This window comes from uncultured Flavonifractor sp. (genome assembly GCF_944385615.1).
GTDB lineage: Bacteria > Bacillota > Clostridia > Oscillospirales > Oscillospiraceae > Flavonifractor.
In genome coordinates this window covers 94,057-113,656 of sequence record NZ_CALWXV010000001.1, presented here as the reverse complement: position 1 = coordinate 113,656, position 19,600 = coordinate 94,057, and the positions used below count along the sequence as shown (strand labels likewise).

Here is a 19,600-nt window from a genome sequence, read left to right as displayed (position 1 = left end):
CTCCTAACCCAACTGGATATTCTTCTTTATGGTCAAGACGTTTTTGCCGTCCTCATACGCGTAATCCACCGCGTCCATGCTCTTTTTGACCATCAGGATGCCCAGTCCCCCGATGGCCCGCTCCTCCGCCGACAGGGTGATGTCGGCGTCCGGCTTATTCAGGGGATTAAAGGGCTGTCCGTTATCCAAAAACTGGATGGTCACCTGCAGCGGGTCGCCTCCCACGCAGCAGCGCACGGTGGCCTGCCCATTGTGCTCCGGGTAGGCGTAATGGGCAATATTGACAAAAATCTCCTCTACCGCCACATCCAGCTGAAACTGCACCTTCATAGGGCAGTCATACTGTTCCAGCTGCTCGGCAACAAAGGCCTGCACCGGCTCCAGCTGATCCAGTGTGGCCGGAAAAACCCGTTCAACCATTTGTTTTCTCTCCCTTTTTCCGATAGTTCAAACTCAGCATGGTGATATCGTCAAACTGCTCCGCCTCGCCCACAAAGCTGTCGATGCTCTTTTTCACCTTGGGCAGCAGCGCTGACACCGGGAGCTTGGGCTGTTCGTTCAGCGTCTCCAGCAGCCGCTCCTCTCCGAAGAGCTCCTGGTTGGCGTTGGTGGCCTCAGTAACGCCGTCAGTATACAGAAACAGCATATCTCCCGGCTGCATCTCCATCTCATTTTCCCGATAGCGCACGCCCTCCATTCCGGCCAGCACAAAGCCGGGCCGGGATTTCAGCCACTCGAATTTTTCGTCTGCCCGGCGGAGCAGCGGCGGATTGTGTCCCGCGTTCACATAGATAAGCTTGCCTGTACTGATCTCCAGAACGCCCATCCACGCCGTGACAAACAGACCGGCGTCGTTGCCCTCGCACAGCTGCTCGTTGGTCTGGGTAAAGACCGCCCCCGGCGCATCCTTGTTCTGGGCGTGGTTTTTGATGAGGGTTTTGGCAATGACCATAAACAGCGCCGCCGGTACGCCCTTACCGGACACGTCGGCAATGACGACCGCCAAATGATCGTCATCCACCAGGAAGAAGTCGTAGAAATCGCCGCCCACCTCCTTGGCCGGGTCCATGGTGGCGTAGATATCAAACTCCTTGCGCTCAGGGAAGGCGGGGAAGATCCGGGGCAGCATATCGGCCTGGATCTGGGTGGCCACATTGAGCTCCGCCCCAATGCGCTCCTTTTCCGCAGTGATCTGTGTAAAGCTGCGGATGTAGGAGATCATATCCTCCTCCATCTTGCGGAAGGAGTTTGCCAGCAGCTCCACCTCGTCTCCGGTTCTGATATCCGGTACATTGACTTCCACTGTGCCGGTGGCCAGTTCCTCCTCGTTGTTCTCGATAAAGTCCCCGGTAGCCAGGGTGAGCTTATCAATGGGCTGGATAACCTTCCGGCGCAGGACAACGAGGAAGATAATAATAAAGCACACGGTCAAGGAGGTTAGCAGCACCACCAGGGTAATCAGGAAAGTCTGGCGGGTCTTCATCACATCGTACATGCTGATATCGGCCATGACATACCCCGCCATAGTGCCGTCCTCATGGAGCACCGGGACCATAGCGGTCATCATCCAGCCAAATACGGCGTCCGGCTGGATAATGGGCTCTACCTCTTCTCCGGCCAGCAGCTTATCCAGATTGTCGGCAAAACCTCCAATCAGATCCACATAGGTCCCCAAGGCACAGTAGCCGCCGTCATAATATTCGCCGCCCTCTCCCATCTCCATATCAGAGTCAAAGAGGAAGGTCACACCCACTCCATGAGGGCGTACCACAAAGAGATACTCCACGTTGTTGTTTTCCACCAGGTCCTGAATAAAAGACTGAATTTCATAATACCGCTCGTCCATCTGGCCGGTCTCATAGTAGTAGTCCAGCTCATCCGGGTCCAGCTGACTGGCCAAGGTGCGCACCAGATTGGTGCCCAACTGAGCATAGTAGTTGGTCATCGTGACGCTGAAGATACGATAGCTCACCAAAATAGATGCCACGCTCAGGACCACACTTAGCAGCACAATGAGAATGGTCAGCTTTTTACCCAAAGAAAATCTTACTTTTTGTTTCATATCCGTTTCTCGCTTTCTGACGCCTCCGCTTTTTCCAGTCGTTTTACAACGGTAACGGTATCCATGGTCTCATCGCTCTCAAAAAGGACCCGGTCACAGTTCCCGGTGATAAATTCTGCGGCGTGCTTGACCGCCTCTTCCTGGGGATTCTCCAGAGGATTGCAGCCTCTGAAGCTGCCCTTCAGGCGAAGGATTGCCTGGGCATCCCCTTTGGGAATGGCACATTCCGCCATCATGTGGCTGTCGGAATCGGCATGGCGGCAGCACAGGGTAAACAATTCATCGGCCAGCACCAGCATTTTCGCCATTTGGGCACCCTGGATCTGATTGGCCTCCAGTTGTCCCCGGAGAAAAGCGGTCAACCGGGCGCTTCCGGCGGAATCCGGCGTGAGTACACAGTGGGCCTGAGCTCTGTCCCGGCGCCGGTACTCCAGCGCCAAAAGCGCGTAACCGCCTATCTGGTCGGCCCGCTCGGCATAGAGCTTGCTGGCGTCGCTGATCCCCTGCAGCTGCTGATCCAGGTCCGCCATCCGGCTCTGGCGCTCGTTCAGGGACAGACGAAGCTGTTCATCGGCAAAGGTCTTGCCGTCCCGGCCCTGGATGGCGTCCAGGCCCGCAGTGTGGAACAAAATCCGGTCGCCCTGGCGAAGCTCCAGCTCCAGCGTCTGATAGACCACGTGCTCGTTCTGTCCCATGGGGGCATAGGGCAGAGCGCCCACCCACTGATACTGATCCTGCCCCCGCATCAGCAGCGGATCGCTCTGTCCGGCGTTGATGCAGGAAAAATGTCCGGTGGTGCCATCCAGCACCCCCACCAGCACATTCAGACTCAACTCTCCGCTCATCTCGTGCAGCTGCTGGTTGACCACGGTCATGGCCTCCGCCAGAGGAAGGCCGGAGCGCATCTGGCTTTTGATGGTGGCCTGAGCCATGGCGGTATACAGCACTTGGGGGATTCCGCCCCCCGGCACCTCGCCCACCAGCACGCACAGCCGCTCCCGATCCAGCAAAAAGTAATCATAGAAGCAGCAGGACAGCTCTTTGCCCTGGTCGACCCTGCCCCGGATGGCAAAGGGATACCCTCCGCTCCGCTCCGGCAGCTCCTTGGGCAGCATGGACACGTTGAGCTGATTGGCCAGCTGGAGCTCGCTCTCCAGCTTCTGCTCCCGGAGGGCCAGCTCCTTTTGCTCCAGATTGTTCAGGTCGATCTCCACCAGCATCATGCGGAAGGCATCCGCTAAGGTGCGCAGCTCGTCGTTGCTGCGGATCTTCACCCGACTGAAGGACTTCTGATTCCCTCCGCCCTCATAGTTCTGGGCGGCCAAGGTCAGCTCCTGGATGGGATGAATGAAGTACCGGCGGATCAGCAGCAGATAGACGGCTGCAAAGCCCACGGTAATGGCGGCCAGCAGTCCGCCGCAATACAGCAGATAGTGCTGCTGCTCCTTTGTCACGTCGCTCATGCTGATATCAGCCATCACATATCCCGCCAAGCTGCCGTCCTCATGGAGTACCGGGGTCATGGCGGTCATCAGCCAGCCATAGCTGGGGTCCGGCTGGACAATGGGGGGGAGCTCCTCGCCTTCCAGCAGCTTATCTACATTTTCAGCAAAGCCGCCCAACAGCTCCGTATAGGTTCCCAGAGCACAGTAGCCGCCGGAGAGGTAATCGCCGTTTTCCCCCTTCTCCATGTCCGAGTCAAAGAGGAAGGTCACCCCGGTTCCATGGGGCCGTACCACATAGAGATATTCCACGTCGTTGTTTTCCACCAGATCGGAAATAAACCGCTGGATCACATAGTATTGCTCGTCCGTCTCCAGGGTCTCGTAATAGCGGTCCAGATCATCCGGGTCCAGCTGGCTGGCCAGGGTGGCCACCACATTGTGGCCCAGCTGCTCATAGAAGGCCATGGTGCGTCTCTGATAGGTCCGATAACTGACGAAAAGTGCGGTAGCACTGAGGATGATACTCATCGCCAGGATCATGACCACAATTTTCTTTCCCAGGGTAAACCGGATCTTTTTCAAGTTCGCCCCGCCTCCTCTCTGTTTTTCCAGCTTATACCCGTACCACCAGGGTGTTGAATCCGGCGTACCGGCGATAGAAAAATTCCTTGGCCTTGCTCTTGATCATTTTGATGCCGATGATGTCCAGCCCGGTGCCTTCCTCCAGACTGATGGCGTCGGTGTTCAGCTCAAAGGGATTGAACTCCCGGGCGTTATCCCGCACATGGAGGGTCACGGTGCCATCCTCATGGGGCACAATGGTCAGCTGAATATAGCCGTCGTTGTTGGAAAAGGCATGGCTCATAATGACGCCGCACACCTCTTCCACCGCGATGGTGGCAAAATAGGTCTGGGTGGGGTTGGCGTCCATCTGCTCCAAGTAAGTGGATACCTCCTGTTCCACCGCTCCCAGATCTGCGTTCCGGCTGTCCAGGAAGGCGCTGTACACGCGGCTGTCGTCCTCGTCCAGATAGGTCCAGGAGCCCTTTTTCCAGTTATAGACGCACAGCACCGCCAGGGTAGCCAGCTCCATGCAGGGATAGGTCCACCAGAACAGCATCGCTCCGCCCTGGCTCAGCACCAGACTGAACAGCAGGAAGAACACGAAGGAGCGCAGGGTGAAGAGCAGATAGCTGGTAAATTCCTTTCCCAGCGCCTGATAATAATAGGTCATCACCATATTGATCCCCGAGGGGAGCACACAGATAGCATAGATCCGAATGGCCACGCTGCCCATAGCCAGCTCCTCCGCCGTCCGCAAACCAAAGCCGAAACACACCCATTGGGGGATGCTCATCAGCAGGGCGATGACGATCACGCTCATGACGGTAGTTACCTTAAAGGACTGGCGCAGGGTACAGCGAATGTTGGATTTATTGCACTCTCCATGGAAGGTGCTCACCATGGGCTGGAGCGCCATACTGATGGCGTCATAGACCGACGCGGCTACCAGCGCCACATTAAAGACGATGCCGAACACCGCCACGCCCAGCTCGCCGCTGACGGCCATCAGCAGACGGTTGCACACCAAGATGGTGATAAACTGGTAGATGTACTGTACCGAAGTAGCAAAGCCGGTGCGGAAGGACTGGATCACCGTATCCGGCTGGAATCTGGGCCAGGTAAACCGCAGACTGCCCTTTTTACGGATAAAGTGGGTAATGCTGATGAGAAGCATCACCGCAGCGCCCAGGCCGGTGGAGTACACCGAGCCCGCTACGCCCATATCCATCATCACCACAAAGATGTAGTTGAACACGATGTCGATGGTATTGCTGCTAACCAGGGCCACCGCGGCCAGCTTGGGGTTATTGTCACAGTTGACAAAGTAGTAGAAGGGCCCCTGGCAGAACATTACCGGTACCAGCAGCAGCTGTGCCCGCACCAGCGCCTCACAGTTTTCCCACACCTCGGTGCCCGGCGTACCCGCACCCAGGAAGCTCAGCACCTGGGGCAGGAAGATCAGGCCCAGCACGCACAGCAGGATGTTGGTAAACAAATCAGCCCGGAGAATGTTGCCAAAGATCCGGTTACCCTCTTCCTCCTTGCCCTCGCTGAGGGCGTTGGCGTAGCGGATGGAACCGCCGATGGACAAGGAATAGCTGATGGTATTGAACAGCATATACACCGGCTGTCCAATACTGATGGCCGTCAGGCCCACCGCGCCTACGGTATTGCCTACAAAGACGCAGTCTGCCAGCCCGCCGATGGCCAAACCCAAACAGGACAGCAGGCTGGGCAGGAAAAAATTATAAAAGGCTTTTCGAACGAATATATCTTCCCTCGCGGTTCTTCCAATCACAGTTTCTCACTCATTTCTCAATTCTCAAAGACTTACTCACTGGATATCCAGAATATCCACAAATCCGGTGATCTCCAGGACCTCCATCACGGCCTGGCTCACATGCGTTACCGTCAGGCGTCCCTGCCGGTTCATCTGTTTCTGAGCGGCCAGCACCACTCTCAGGCCGGCAGTGGACAGATATTGCAGCTGCTTCATGTCCAGGACCAAATGGGTCACCCCGTTCAGGCGGGCGCCCAGCTCGTCATACAGCTTGGGTGCGTTAGCGGTGTCCAACCAGCCGTCCAGGATCAGGGTGAGCTTACTTCCCTCCCGATATCTGGTGATTGTCATAGCTCTCTCCTCCTCTGAACAAACCGCCCTACGGGTCCAGCAGGTCGGCGTACTCCCGCAGCTCCTCCCGGACCACCACGATCTCGTTTTTCTTCATCTCTCCCACTGCGGCCCGCAGCAAGTGGGTCATACCGATGGGCTGTTCCTCCAGTGCCGCCAGAAAGGCGGCGGAGAGCACGATATTTTTGATGTGGCCGCCGGAAAGCTGGAACTTTTCCGCCAGAAACGCCCAATCCACATCGTCATCTACCGGCGCCTGGGGGGGCATGGTGCGGCGGTAGATCTCCTCCCGCATGGCTGCGTCCGGGAAGGGGAAGTGGACCACATAGGTGATGCGCCGCATAAAGGCGGCGTCGATGTTGCCAATCAGGTTGGTGGCCATGATACACACACCGTCATGTTCCTCCACCTGTTGGAGCAGATAGGCCACCTCCACATTGGCGTTGCGGTCGTGGGCGTCCTTCACTTCGCTGCGCTTGCCGAAGATGGCGTCGCATTCGTCGAAAAAGAGCACACAGTTGGACCGCTTGGCCTCGGTAAATACCGCCTGGAGGTTTTTCTCCGTTTCACCGATATACTTGCTGACGATTTGGGAGATGTTGATCTTGTACATCTCCATATTCAGCTCATTGGCAATGACCTGGGCGCACATGGTCTTGCCGGTACCGGGGGCCCCGGCAAAGAGGATGGACAGGCCCCGGCCATAGGTGATTTTCTTGTCAAAGCCCCAGTCGTAGTACACCCGATGCTGGAACTTGATGTGGCTACAAGCGTGCTGGAGCAGCCGTTTCTGATCCTCCGGCATGACCACGTCGTCCCAGCCGAAGGCGGGGCGCACCCGGCTGGCCAGGTCCCCCAGCTTGTGGACCACCTGGCGGTAACAGCACTTGTGCATCTCCCGGCTGGGAATGGCGGAGGCCCCGTCCAGCCGGGCCAGTCCCACCGCCTGGCGGCAGGCCAGCTCCACCTGACGGGGGGAAAAGCGGAATTTGGAGGCCAGCTCCTCCACCGTCAGTCCCTCTTCCAGGGCGGTCTCCCCCAGGAAGGCCCGGAACAGGGCCATGCGCTCCTCCTCGGTGGTGTCCGGCACCTCCAGTTCCACTGACAGCCGGTTCAACTGGGCCCGGATAGGCTGGTGGGAGAGGAAAAAGAGCTTTTCCCCCGGCAGATCCAGCTCCAGAATGGTCTGGAGGAGCTTTTCTTCCGGCGGCTGCTCCTTGCCGTCGCTGTCCAGCCGGTCCATGTGGGCGCAGCACAGGCAGGCCCCTGTAAGCCGGGCAATGAGGGCCCCCTCCCGGGCCCGCTCCTCCGGCTGGTCGCAGTCCAGCAATGCAAAAACGCACCGCTTTTTACTGCGGGCCATCAGGTGCTCTACCTGGAAACGCTTGCCCGCTCCCGGACCTCCAGACAGGCAGATGACCTGCTCCCCCGGTTCCCGGAACAGCAGGTCCAGCCGGCGGGCCAGCTCCTGTCCGATGACCAGCGGCTCCTTTGGCTGTTCGGCCGCCCCGTCAAAGAGCCGCAGTCCGGGCAGCGGGGCCACTGTCCCGGTGCTGAGGAATTCCAGCACGGAGGGCCGCAGGGCCAGCTGACCCGCCGTCAGCTTCTCCCCCTCAAACAGGCCGGTAAAGGTATCCCGGCGGGAAAAGCGGGAGAGATATTCCTCCATGGTGTGCTCCAGGGGAAGAAAGAGCTGCACCGCCAGCGAGGCGGTGGGCAGCTTTTGGGTAATGTCATCCTGGAGGTAGGCAAAGAGCTTTTCATACTTTTTGTCCACCGCACCGGCGTAAGCCAGTACCAGACAGTTGGACTCAAACGTATCCAGGCCGCACCGCCGGATGAGCTGCATCAGGGGGAACTCTTCTTCCGTCCGGTCCAGACGGGCCTGGATGGTAGTGCGGGAGGCCTCCAGCTGAGCCGCTTCCTCCCCGTCCAGCTGGGCATTCAGTCCCAGCTGGGCCGCCTTTACCAGGTTATGCTCAAATTCCTCCCGGCCCACCACCAGCCCCAGCATGTTGCGCATATCATTCTTTGGCCCCAGCCACTGATGATGCTCATAAAAGAAATAGATACGCAGATCCAGCCAGGCAAACAAATCGTCCATCAGCTCCCACTGACTTTCGTAGCCCTGACTGATGGCCTCATAAGACACGTCCCTCAGGTCATATTCCTCCATGCCTTACCTCCCTCAGGGTGTGTTGACGGTCATGGCCGGGGTCATCATGGCCTGGATGACGCCCCCATAGCTGCACATCAGCTTGCTGGTGTTGTTCAGCAACGGCCGTCCGCACACCGTTACCGTGGGACAGCCGGGGGCCCAGGCCATCGTGGCGGGTACGCAGGGGGCCGGGGTGAGCGCCCCCATGGCCGCCGCTGTGGCCGCTGCCACGGCAGGATTGGCGATGTTGCTGCACATGCCGAAGGTAGGCACATTGCTGATGGGAGCCCCGTCTATGATGGTGGCCGCCGGCAGGCCGCACATGGTGACCGTCATCTGGCTGGTGACCATCAGCGTGGCGGGCGCGGTGCCAAAGGGGCAAGTACACGTGGCTGTCTGTACCATTGGATTTGCCATAGGGATTCTCCTCTCAGAGCTGGATGGTCTGCCGGTTGTCCCCTTCCTCCAGCGTCAGGCTGGCCAGAAGGCCGGTGTCCTCAGCGTACACCTGCACGACACCCGCCGCCTGAAAAACGGCGGTGAGCCTTCCATCGGCTCCGGTGTGGTAGCGCTGGGCAGGCAACAGCAGCTTGCCCCGGCTGTGGGAATAGCGCAGCGGAGCGGCCAGGGTCCCCCGCTCCTCCTGAAGGGCCCGCAGGCCCACGATCTCGCTGTGGCTGCCATCTGCAATGAGATAGACCCCGGTGGGCACAGCCGCCTCCGGTCCCTTGGCGTAGAGCCGCAGCTGACTCTCTCCCGCCTCCGCCTTGGTCTGGGCCAGCTTGAGCTGAGGCTGACCCTCGGCGGCGATCCACAGCTGCCGCCCGGCGGCGGGGACCCCCTCCACCTCCACCGTCAGTTCCAGCCGGGTAATGGTCTGCCGGAAGGGATAGCCCGCTCCCGGCTTCATGGTGATGTCCAGCTCCCGGGTGCCATCATCGGCCTGGAAAGCCACCCACTCCTCCTGAAAGCCGCGGCAGCACAGGGACAGGCGGTGCTCGCCGGGGGCCAGGTTGACCAGCACCAGATACCCCCCCGGCTTGGACACGGGACGGCAGGGAACGCCATCCAGGGTACACCCCAGAGAGGAGCCCTCCAGAGGCTGGCCAGTGTAGCCGTCCAGCACCCGGCAGACTGCGCTGGCATGGATGGAGATCATGTCCGTTCCCCCTTCTGCTTGGTCTCAATGGCCACGTCGGTGATCCGGCTGAACCGGCGCTCCTTCCGGGAGTCGATCTCGACTCCGGTGAGCAGCACCACAAAGGACAGCTTATAGGCCGTGGAAGTGTTGTTCCAGATCTTCAGCAGCTGATCCTGCTGGGTCTTTTCCAGCACCACCCGGATGACGGCGTTCTGCTCGGCCAGGGAGCCGTTCAAATACTGGGCGTCAATGACCGGGTGGTCCTTGAGCACCTGGAGGGCCGCCCCCACCATCCGGTACTGGTCGGCCTCCTTCAGCTGGGCGGGAGCCTTGGAGTGGGCGGTGACCAGAAAGCGCAGATTATAGCGGGTGGGACGCAGCCGCTCCACGTTCTGGCTTACTTGGTAGTAGCCGCTCTGAACGCCCTGGGTGTCCTCCTCCACCTGATAGAGGTAGAGGGTCAGCTGATTGTTTTCGCTCTCATGGGGGGAGCACAGGGCAATGAGTTCCCGGTTTCCGATGGGCTCTGGGGTCAGATTGTCCCGCAATAGCTCCACCAGGGCGTTGCCCGCCTCTACCAGAGCGGTATAGTCTGCCATGTCAGCATCCTTCCTTTCTTGTCAGCGCCGGGCCGGGCTGGCGGAGGGCGCGGCGCTCTCCGCTGTTGGAGTTGCGCTGGGGGTGGGTGAGGCACTGGCCGCAGGCTGGGGGGAGGGAGAGGCCTGGGGCTTGGCGCTCTGGGCGGCCTCCTCCTCAATGGCCTGACTGGCCTGGGCCTCCTGCTCCTGCCGCTCCTCCTCCAGGGCCGCCGCGGCCTCCTCGCCCCGTCGGATCTCACTTTGGAAGATCACCTGGAAGGTGTCCGCCATCCAATCCTGCTCCTGGGCGATCCAGCCGCCGGACAGGGTATTGAGATGGTTGGCCTGGTGGGTAAAGTCCCCGATGGCCTGGTAGAGGTCGGCCGCCGCCTGGTTCAGTGCACACTGGGCGTCATACAGCTCCGCCTTGTCCACCGTCCCCTTGGCGTAGTTGGTGGTGGCGGTCTCCAGCGCCTTTTGGGCCTGTTCCACCGCCTTTTGGGCGGCGAGGATGTCCTCATAGTCCAGATTCAGGTCGATAACCGCCGTTTTGACCTCCAGCTCCAGCTGGTCGGTATCCACCTCGTACCGCTGGGCAGCCACCGCCTTGGCATAGGTCAGGGCCGCGTCATATAGCTCGCTTACCTTCAAAGAGACCGGATCAAAGGTGAGCAGCGCGGCCTGGATGTTATAGCCGCTGGGGTCCAGCTTGCTCAGCTTGGTGGCGGTGAGCTTACCCTGCTGGGCGCTGGCCTTATACTGGGTCAGCAGCCGGTCCAGATCCTCCACCTGCTCGCTGAGGGCGTCCACCGCCGCCTGACTGCTCTGTCCCCGGCTGAGCAGAATCTGCTCCTCATCCAGGCGCTGCTCCATCAGGGTGCGGCTTTCCTCCAGCAGGGTGGCCATCTGGCTATAGGTGTAGTAATCCACCAGAGCATCCATCAGATCCTGTCCGTCCTGGGCGGTGAGCATCAGCCCCAGCATCCGCTCCACGTCTCCCTGGCTGGCGGAGGCGCTGCCGCCGGAGCCGCCGCCTACCCCCTCCAGGGCCGCCATCAGTTCATCCAGCCGCTCCTGGGCCTGGGCCAGGTTGGAATCTGTGGTACCGGCGCCGCCGGTGGGAATCTGGCCGGTGCGTACCCAGTGCAGCTGCTGGGGCACGCCGTCCTCCGACCGGCTCAGGCCGGTGCAGGTATAGCCCTCGTAAATATACCGGCTCAGCCACCAGTTACCCTCCACCACGCCATCGGCGTACCGGGCGCTGCCCGACAGACTGGCGCTCTGGGTGGTAGACTCATGCCCGATCAGCGCCCAGTCGTTAAAATCGCTCCCCGTTTCCCAGGGCAGCAGGGCAACCATGGCGCTGTCATCCTCGGGCTGGAACCAGATTTCATAGACCTGGGGGTCGGAGCCCTCCTGCTGATAGCTGCACAGGGCCCACAGCTCCAGCTCTTTATTGACGATACGAAAACCAGTGCCGCTGTCGGTCTCGGTGAGGGTGGCTTCCCCAAAGGCGGTCCGCAGGTCCTGGGCGGTGAGGGTGAGCAGCCAGCTGCCGTCCAGGGTACCCTGGTCGAATTCACCGGCGTAGATGGTCTTGCCGCTGTCGCTGTACAGCGTGCCGAAGCCGTCAGGGGTCAGGTTCTCCGCTCCACCTTCATACCACAGCTCGCCATCCCGATACCATTGGATGCTGCCGTCGGTGACTCCCGCCGCAAATTCGGCCTGGATTACATCGCCGCTGTCCAGATAATAGCTGCCGCTGCCCTCGTACAGACCAGCGGCAAAGCCGCCCTTGTAGCGGACCTTCCCCTCCTCGTTGTACTCGGTACCCTCGCCCTCCCGCAGGCCGTCGGCAAAGCCGCCCACATAGGAGCGGGTACCGTCGGCATAGTAGGAGGTGCCGGTGCCGCTGTACAAACCGTCCTCAAAGGAACCTTTGTACTTCACGGTGCCGTCGTGGTAATACTGGGTGCCCTCGCCCTGATAGAGGCCCTCTACAAAGGCCCCTTCATAGCACTTGGCCCCGTCGGTATAAGCGGTACCCATGCCGTTGGCCAGCCCGGCGGAAAAAGCGCCGTAATAGGCCAGCACCCCGTCCTCATAGAGGCTTCCGGTGCCCTCGTACAGGCCGTTGGCGAACTGGCCCTCATAAACCAGCACACCCGCTTCATAACAGGAGCCGTTGCCGCTGCGCAGGCCGTCTACAAAATTGCCGTCGTAGATAACCAGGCCGTTTTCATCGTACTCCTTGCCCCTGCCCTGGAGCACCCCGTCTTTCAGGGTGCCGCTGTACATGGGCTGTTTTTTCTCCTCATCGTAGTACACGATGACCCGCCCGGACCAGTCCTGCAGCTTCTCGTCCCCCTGATAGAACTTGGCGGTAAAGAAGGTGCTGAGGAGGAAGGGCCAGACCACAAAGTAGATGAGCAGCACCAGCAGTACGATTCCGATCCCCAGCAGAAGCAAAAAGGATTTGGAGATAAACAGCCGTTTGGTCTCTATGTAATCCGAACGTTTTGTGGGCTTTTTCATAGCCGCCGCCGCGCCCTGGAAGGTCTCCGTGGCCACCTTGGTGGCATGTCTGGAGACGTTGGTAATGCGGCGCAGGCGCGACCAGGCCCCCGTCAGCTTCCGGGTAAAAAAGGCCCGGATGGTGCGGAAGAAAATCCCAAAGGAGTTAAACAGTTGTCGCAGCAATTGGCTCAGCAAAGGAAGTCCCCCTATGTCTCATCTGCCGGACTCAGCGTCCGAATATGCCCAGCTGAAGCAGCAGGCTGACGGCGGCGCACGCTACCGCAATCAGCGCCACCACTCCAACCCCTTTCAGGACCAGCCGACGGCGGTAGTCCGCCGCCTGATGGACCGGCTGCACCGGGGAGCGGCGCATATAGTCGTCCTCCGCCGCATACTGGGGCCGGGGCGGCGTCTCCACCGTGTTTCCATTGGGGGCGCTGTACCGGCGGCCGCCGCTCCCACGGGTCTTATTCCGCAGGGCCTCTTCCCCCGCCCGGATGGTCCGGCCGGTGAGCCGGGAGGCCTGATTGACAAGGCTGGTATCCCGCCGCAGGCGTCCCACGGCGCCAGCCGCCGCATTGCGGGCTGCCGCCTCGATCTGGCGGCCAATGATGTCAAATTGTGTCGTGCCCATGGTGTGCGCCTCCTTATCTGGCTGAAATCCATTGGAGCAAAAGCGTTCTTACAGCCCGGAATCCAGACTGATCTCCTCCTCCGGCTGCTTTTCCATGCGGTCGGCCAGATACAGATAGTACCGGGCCCCGCCGTCTCCGGTGTTGTTGTGCACCAGGTTGAGGAAGATCCGCTTGGCCTGGGAGAACTCCCGGCTGTAGAGAGCGTACACCCCCTGGGAGAACCGGCTGCCGGTGCTCTCCTTCACCTTCCGGATCTCATAGGCGTCACCGTCAAAGATCTCATAGGTGCGGATGGCCTGGCCACCCTCCATGCACTTACCCATATAGCGGCTGCCGTAGCCGCTGGCGTCGTCAATCACTGACTCGGTACACAGAATGTTGGCCTCCAGCCGCCCGCACAGCTCCAGCAGATGCTTGACAACAGAGAAGCTGGAGGAGATGGAGGTGGGCTGGATCTGGTTTTCGTCGCCCACCACGCCAATCATCACGTTGCCTTCATCCAGGGCGATACGCACCACCACAGGGGGCTGGCCGGACAGCTCCCGCTCCCGGTTGATGTCCAGCACCTCCTGCTGAATGGCTACAGCGGTGCTCAGCGCCACGGCGCTGCCTTCCTCAAAGACTGAATCGTAACCGTCATAGGCAAAGTTGAACACCGCGCCCCCCTTCTGGGTGACGATGGAGGCGGTACGCTCAATGATCTCGTTCACGTTGTCAAAGAGCTCCCGGCCGCTCTTCTCATAAACCTGATCCGGAAAATGGAAGCTAAGCATCATAGTGGACAGATTCCGGGAAACAAAGGTCTGCTTGTCCACCTCCTGAATACTGGTTTTGCCCAGCAGGGAGAGCACCCGCTCGGGGACAAACCGGCGGTAGGACTGGGCCAGCTCATTCTGCTGCCGGTCCACGTCCTGAAGGGCGCCCGACAGAGCGTTTACGTCCTCGGCCAAGCTGGTAAGCTCATCGCCCCCTCCCTGGACCACCAGGACCTCACGCTCCCCCGCCGCCAGCCGCTCCATGCCCCGGAGGGACCGGCGCAGACCAATGGTGATCCAGCACAAAACGGCCAGAGCCACGGCGGTGAGCAGCACAGCCAGGGCGGACAGGCCCTGTACCATCCAGCGGCAGTTCTCCCAGCTGGCTTCCAGCAGGGGCTCTCCGTTCAGATCCACCGCCAGCAGCCGCTCCCCCTCCATCCGATAAAGGACATAGTGGGTCTCGTCGCCCAGGGTGTAGCTCCACACGGCGGAACCGCTGTCGCCGGCCCGCTCGGCCCAGGCCCGGTCAAAGCTGGCGCTCAGCTCCGCCCGGCTTCCGGAAAAGCCGCCGGCATTATCTGCTGCCAGGGTCCAGATGTCGTCCTCAGACCGCACATAGATGGCCGCAGCCGTATCCCGGTACAGGCCGTCAGGCGTCTCCGCCAGACTGTCCGCCAGCAGCTTGGGAAGCATATCCTCCATCAGGCTGTGCTCCTGACAAACCTGGGCCGTGATGGCTCCCATCAGTCCGTTTGCCTCTCTTTGCGCCGCCCGCTGGCTGATGGGGATCACCCCTCCGCGCACCAGAATGGCGGTACCAAGCACGGCGACCGCCGCTGTCAGCACGCCCCAACGCACCAGCAGGGGAAGCCGGAACCGCTGCTGCTCGCATACCACGAACCACAGCAAAACCGTAAGAACCAGCACCGCCAAAGCCAGTCCGCCCAAAATCAGCACACACTGTCCTGTTGGGCGGCAGAGCATCTTACTGAGATCGGACACCGTGCTCCCCCGGTCCAGCAGCAGCGTGTTCCCCTCCAGCAGCAGGAGCGCGGCCCCGTCCCGGGTCACCCACAGGTCGGTACAGTCGTCCAGGTCGTACTCCTCTTTTTCCAGCGTTCGGAGGGCATAGGGCTGCCAATCGGCAAAATCCGCATAAAACACCGTAAGACTGGCACCATCCACGTAATAAACGCCTGTGCCAGCCTGGGTAAGTTGTATGATATTCTCCCCGCTGGTCAGCGGAATAGCATCCCGGTCGGTACGGATCAGGCTGTCTCCGGTGGCCAGCACCATGGTCCCGTCAGACAGGGCCAGCGCAGTGTGCAGACCGGTCTGGGTAACCTGATCCAGCTGCTCCAAGCCGCTGTCTGCGCTGGTCCGCTGGTAAAAGGAGGCATTGTCCCCCCGGATCACCGCAAAGGTCACCACATTATCCACCTGGGAAAAAGCCGACAGACGCACGCTGTCCATCTGCTCTGGCAGACTGCCGCCGGTGCAGGGCTGATCCAGCAGCAGCTCCGCCGCCCGGCCCTGGTCGGTAATCCGGTAAAGCTGAAGGCGAGCGGGCTCCTCCTCCGTGTTGTAAAGGCCCAGGTAGACCGCGCCCCCCGCCGCCGGAAAGAGCAGAGCAGGGGTACTGCTCTGGGGCAGGGTATCCGCCGTCAGGGTCCACCGGGCCGTCCGATGACCGGCCTGGTCTCCCAGCACCAGGGCGTAGCCCTGATCGGTCCGGCCCAGAGCATAAATGTCTCCCTCGGTGTCCGAGGCTGCCATCAGATAGTCGGCCTGCGCCGTGCCGGAGCTCAGCGTGGTCAGGCACTCTCCCCCCAGTTCCCAGAACAGCAGAGCAGCTCCCGCCCCCAGCAGGACCAGAAGCACCACAAAGACGCCCAGTTTTTTCAGTCCAACCATGTCCTCTCACCTCCGCTTCCGACGGGCGGCCCGCCGCCTGATGCGGCCCCATACCAGCGAACACCAGCGCCAGAAGAAATTCTTTTTCTCCAATTTCTCATAGGCGGTTCGGATGGTCTCGCTCCGCTCCCGCCACAGTGCGTAGAGCTGTACTACGCTGAGGCAAGTCCCCCGGTCCAGTTCGTCCAGAAATTCCAGCTCCTCCCGGGGAGAGGAAAAGCGGGACAGCAGGATCTTATGGGCCTGATCGCAGGTCAGATAGACCAGCTCCCGGGCGTTCATCCCCTCCAGGGGGACCACATGGTAGCGCAGCCGCAGCTCCCGATTGCGCTCGTCCACCAGCAGATTTTCCGACAGAAAGGTGGCGCAGCTCACCTCCGGCGGCAGGTCCGCCATGCTCAGCGCCCGGTGGAACAGCTGCTCGGCGTACTCCAGCCGGGTCTTCCAATCGTGCTTATCCCCCCGGTAAAATACCTGGTCAATGGGTGTTCCGGTGCAGTCCCGGAACACCGTCACCAGGGTCTCTCCCTCCAAAAACATGCCCAGGAAGGCAGGACAGGCGGTCAGTTTGTCAAAGCAGGGCAGATAGGCGCGCAGGAGGGGCCCCTCGTACAGATTCAGCAGGCAGCCGCTTTTCTCCCGGTCCAGGATATCCACCGCCTCGGCAAACGCGTAATCTTCCCGGACATCCGATACCCGGACCACCTTGTAGCGCTCCCGCACCAGCATGGTATCCACAAAGCCCTCTCCTCTCCCTTAAATTACAACCGGGCGCTATGGGCCCCGGAGGCCTTATTCCACAATGATAAAGGCGCTGGCCCGCACCGCCTCGTCCGCGCCGGCCACAGCGACGATCTCATAGGTGCCGGGCAGCTCGGGGGCCTGATAGAGGCCGTTGCGGTCAATGGCGCCGCCGTTCTCCTCCTTCACGCTCCACTGCACGCTCTTGTCCTCGGAGCCCACCACCTCGGCCTGGAACTGGAGCTTGCCCCGCCGGCTCAGCCGGGAGAACTCCGGTGTCACCGACAGGCTCACCCGCCGCTGGGACAGGATGCGGCTGGTGTCCCGCTCCGGTTTTTGGGCAAAGTAGTGGACCCGCACCAGATTGCCGTCCACCGTATCGTGGAGCCACAGGCCGATGCGCATGGTGCCCCGCTCGGGGTACACCACCGCCGCCGCCTCCACCCAGGGGGGCGAAATCTTCACGGCCTTGGACTTGAATACCTCGCTGTTGCCGCACAACAGGGCGGTCTCGCCGCTCTCCCGGTCGGCAAACTCCACGCTCAGGCGCACATCCACCGCACCGTTGCCCAGACCGTGGGCGATCTCCTCAGAATAGATCCGGCTGTTTACCCGGATGCCGCCGGGCAGGGCCATCTCTACCATGCCGTGGGCCACGGCGTAGTCATACTGTTCCGGGGAGGGGATGCCAAAGTTCAAATGCAGTCCTCCAGTGGAGGGCTGATAGATGGCCTTTACATCGGGCTTCTGCCAGTATTCCAGGCTGCGCACTGAGGTGGTCACCGTCAGCTCGCCCGCACCGCCGTTTTTGTTCTCCCCCTCACCGCTGACCTGCTGCTGGAAGGGAAGGTTGGTGACCGTGCCCACAAACACACCGCCGGCGGAGTGGATGAGCTCCAGCTTGGCCAGGTACAGGGGCACGTCCCGTCCCCGCAGATGGCGGGAGAGATCGTCGGTCTGGCGGCGACGGAGCCGGGCGTCCTCCCAGTCCCGGCACAGCCGGACGGCGGCCTCCACCGTCAGATAATTTTTATAGTGGTGGCTGCCCAGCTCCACATTGAGCTCGCAGCCGTTGGGGAAGAGCTGGCTGTCCACATCGCTGAGGGCCTTGGCCCGCAGGGGGAAGTCCACCGTGTAGACACACCGCTTCTCCTCCCGGCTCTCCCGGTAGGCCAGCCGCACCCGGCCGTTGTCGCTCTCCACAAAGCTGTTCTCCCCCTCCAGAGAGAACTGCACCGGCGGGGTCTTCTCATGCTTGACCACCAGGACCTGGGCCTGGAACTCCTCCCCGGCGCACAGGACGGTGGGCAAGGACAGGACCAGGATCAAATCCTCGCTCTGATAGAGCACCGTCACATTCTCCCGGCCACCGGCCTCCAGAAGGCTCTGATAGGCGGGAGGCTCGGGGGTGAGGAACAGGCGGTAGCCCTCCCGGGTCAGATCAAACTGCCGCTGGGCCCCCACCTCGGCGCCGGTGGCGTTTACCGGCTCCACATCCTCCTCGGCGTAGGTCAGGCAGAGATAGGCGTCCTTGCTGTCCGACAGGGTTTCCTGACCCTCCAGCATCTGCAACTTGCGGAACAGCGTCTCAGGCAGGATGATCTCCCGGCCCTGGTAGTCCAGGGCCATGCCGCTTTCGATCATCAGGGTGGACTCGTCGCTGGCGGTGACGCCCAGGCCGCATACCACGCCGGCGCCATGGATCAGCCGGTTGAGCAGCGCCCGCTTGGTGCAGTGGTACCGCTGTTCCACCTCAAAATCCCGCACGGTGAGCAGCTTGCCGTAGAAATACCGGTTGCGCTCCAAAGGGAAAAAATTGGCGTTATTCATGGTTGGCTCCTCCGATCGTGGTATCGTAATGAATGGTCACCTGCTCGTCAATGGCCGCCGGCACATAGCCGCCTATCCGGGAGTTGACCCCCAGATAGGTGTGCCAGTCCAGCTGGATGCAGGGCTTGATCTGGATCATCTGCATGCTCATCCCCGCAGGGATGACCTCCTCCATGTCCCGCTGAAAGGCCTCCCGCTCCCGCTGGCTGGAGAAGGTATCCTCCGGCAGCAGTACAAAAAACCGATAGGGGTCCTCCCCGTACAGCCGCCGGTACAGGTCCGGGTCCCGGCAGTCCGGCCGGTTGGGGGAGACCTGGAAATGCTCGATGAGGATGGGGTCCCGGCCGGTGAGGCGGCGAACACTTTTCCGCACCCCCTCCACAGTGTACCGCTCCTCATAGTCGGACAGGGCGGTACGGATGCGCTCCCGCAGCCGATCGTCGCCGCCGTCCTCCTCCACGCACACCCAGGAGGCCAGGTAGCGCAGCAGCGCCCCGCCGGTGTGCTGATAGTCCATCCGCCCGGGCAGAGCGTCAATGGAGCGTTCCATATCGGCGTACATGCTGTTGAACACCGACAAAAAGCGCCGGGTGAAATTCTCCTGCTGGTAGATGGCAGGTAAGTAGTCGGCCATGTGGTCCCCGCCCATTTGCAGCCGAAGGGTGTGGATCACCGGGGAATGGCTGCCTGTGGCAGCCAACTCCAGCATGAGCCACAGGTACCGTCCAGTGCGCCCCAGCAGGCAGTCTCCCTGTTGGGCCACCGGCGGGCCGAAAATGGTTTGCAATGCCTTCGTGGGGTCCCCCTCAATGGAGCGGATACCCTGGTCCAGGTCGGCCCAGTCCCCCCACTGTCTGGTATCGGAGGCGTAGGCATATACCCGCAGGGCGGTGTCCGGCGGCAGGTCCGCCTCCACCACCGCCCGGCCCCAGGAGAAGCCGTTCTCGCCACTGTCTACCGCTGCCATGCAGTAGAGTCCGGCGGAGGCCCGGGCCGCGTCCAGACGCAGGCCGTCTCCCCAGGGCTCGATCTGGTGGAAGCGGCCCCCCAGCCACTGCTCCGCACAGCAATAAACCATCTGTGTCTGGATCGGCTCCATGTCGCCTTCACGCTCCTTTGATCCTCA

Annotated in this window: 15 protein-coding genes; all 15 read right to left on the bottom strand. The window is 61.2% G+C overall.

Going from position 1 to position 19,600, the window contains the following annotated elements; translation table 11 throughout:
• Positions 1-3: 3 nt before the first annotated feature.
• Genes Q0J75_RS00565 through Q0J75_RS00495 form a run of 15 tightly spaced genes read right to left on the bottom strand, consistent with a single transcriptional unit; the run spans position 4 to position 19,573 of the window.
• Positions 4-420 (bottom strand): ATP-binding protein, encoded by a 417-nt coding sequence (locus Q0J75_RS00565; protein ID WP_297195838.1) that lies wholly within the window; start codon positions 418-420, stop codon positions 4-6.
• Positions 413-2,062, bottom strand: a complete 1,650-nt coding sequence (locus tag Q0J75_RS00560; RefSeq protein ID WP_297195837.1) for a PP2C family protein-serine/threonine phosphatase — start codon at positions 2,060-2,062, stop codon at positions 413-415. Before Q0J75_RS00560 ends, Q0J75_RS00565 begins: the two co-directional genes overlap by 8 nt.
• Positions 2,059-4,089, bottom strand: a complete 2,031-nt coding sequence (locus Q0J75_RS00555) for a PP2C family protein-serine/threonine phosphatase (RefSeq protein ID WP_297195836.1) — start codon at positions 4,087-4,089, stop codon at positions 2,059-2,061. The genes Q0J75_RS00560 and Q0J75_RS00555 overlap by 4 nt, the downstream gene beginning before the upstream one ends.
• A 31-nt stretch (positions 4,090-4,120) precedes the next feature.
• On the bottom strand, positions 4,121-5,869 hold the full coding sequence (locus tag Q0J75_RS00550) for an MATE family efflux transporter (protein WP_297195835.1): 1,749 nt from the start codon (positions 5,867-5,869) through the stop codon (positions 4,121-4,123).
• A gap of 36 nt (positions 5,870-5,905) precedes the next feature.
• Positions 5,906-6,202 (bottom strand): STAS domain-containing protein, encoded by a 297-nt coding sequence (locus Q0J75_RS00545; protein ID WP_297195834.1) that lies wholly within the window; start codon positions 6,200-6,202, stop codon positions 5,906-5,908.
• Positions 6,203-6,230: 28 nt separating this feature from the next.
• Positions 6,231-8,378, bottom strand: coding sequence for an ATP-binding protein (locus tag Q0J75_RS00540; protein WP_297195833.1), 2,148 nt, complete (start codon positions 8,376-8,378; stop codon positions 6,231-6,233).
• 12 nt (positions 8,379-8,390) lie between these two features.
• Complete coding sequence (locus Q0J75_RS00535; protein ID WP_297195832.1) at positions 8,391-8,777, bottom strand: DUF4280 domain-containing protein; 387 nt, start codon at positions 8,775-8,777, stop codon at positions 8,391-8,393.
• Positions 8,778-8,790: 13 nt separating this feature from the next.
• Positions 8,791-9,519: a hypothetical protein gene (locus Q0J75_RS00530; protein WP_297195831.1), complete on the bottom strand. Its 729-nt coding sequence runs from the start codon at positions 9,517-9,519 to the stop codon at positions 8,791-8,793.
• A complete protein-coding gene (locus Q0J75_RS00525; RefSeq protein ID WP_297195830.1) occupies positions 9,516-10,100 on the bottom strand; it encodes a DUF4255 domain-containing protein in 585 nt (194 codons plus the stop codon). Before Q0J75_RS00525 ends, Q0J75_RS00530 begins: the two co-directional genes overlap by 4 nt.
• A 21-nt stretch (positions 10,101-10,121) precedes the next feature.
• A complete protein-coding gene (locus tag Q0J75_RS00520) occupies positions 10,122-12,791 on the bottom strand; it encodes a TolC family protein (protein ID WP_297195829.1) in 2,670 nt (889 codons plus the stop codon).
• Positions 12,792-12,822: 31 nt separating this feature from the next.
• Positions 12,823-13,230, bottom strand: a complete 408-nt coding sequence (locus Q0J75_RS00515; protein ID WP_297195828.1) for a hypothetical protein — start codon at positions 13,228-13,230, stop codon at positions 12,823-12,825.
• Positions 13,231-13,278: 48 nt separating this feature from the next.
• Entirely contained in the window at positions 13,279-15,903 is a 2,625-nt protein-coding gene (locus Q0J75_RS00510; protein ID WP_297195827.1) for an adenylate/guanylate cyclase domain-containing protein, read from the bottom strand.
• Between the two features lie 6 nt (positions 15,904-15,909).
• Positions 15,910-16,641, bottom strand: a complete 732-nt coding sequence (locus tag Q0J75_RS00505; RefSeq protein ID WP_297195826.1) for a hypothetical protein — start codon at positions 16,639-16,641, stop codon at positions 15,910-15,912.
• A 54-nt stretch (positions 16,642-16,695) separates the two neighbouring features.
• Positions 16,696-18,474, bottom strand: coding sequence for a hypothetical protein (locus tag Q0J75_RS00500; RefSeq protein ID WP_297195825.1), 1,779 nt, complete (start codon positions 18,472-18,474; stop codon positions 16,696-16,698).
• On the bottom strand, positions 18,467-19,573 hold the full coding sequence (locus Q0J75_RS00495; protein WP_297195824.1) for a hypothetical protein: 1,107 nt from the start codon (positions 19,571-19,573) through the stop codon (positions 18,467-18,469). Before Q0J75_RS00495 ends, Q0J75_RS00500 begins: the two co-directional genes overlap by 8 nt.
• Between the last annotated feature and the right edge of the window lie 27 nt (positions 19,574-19,600).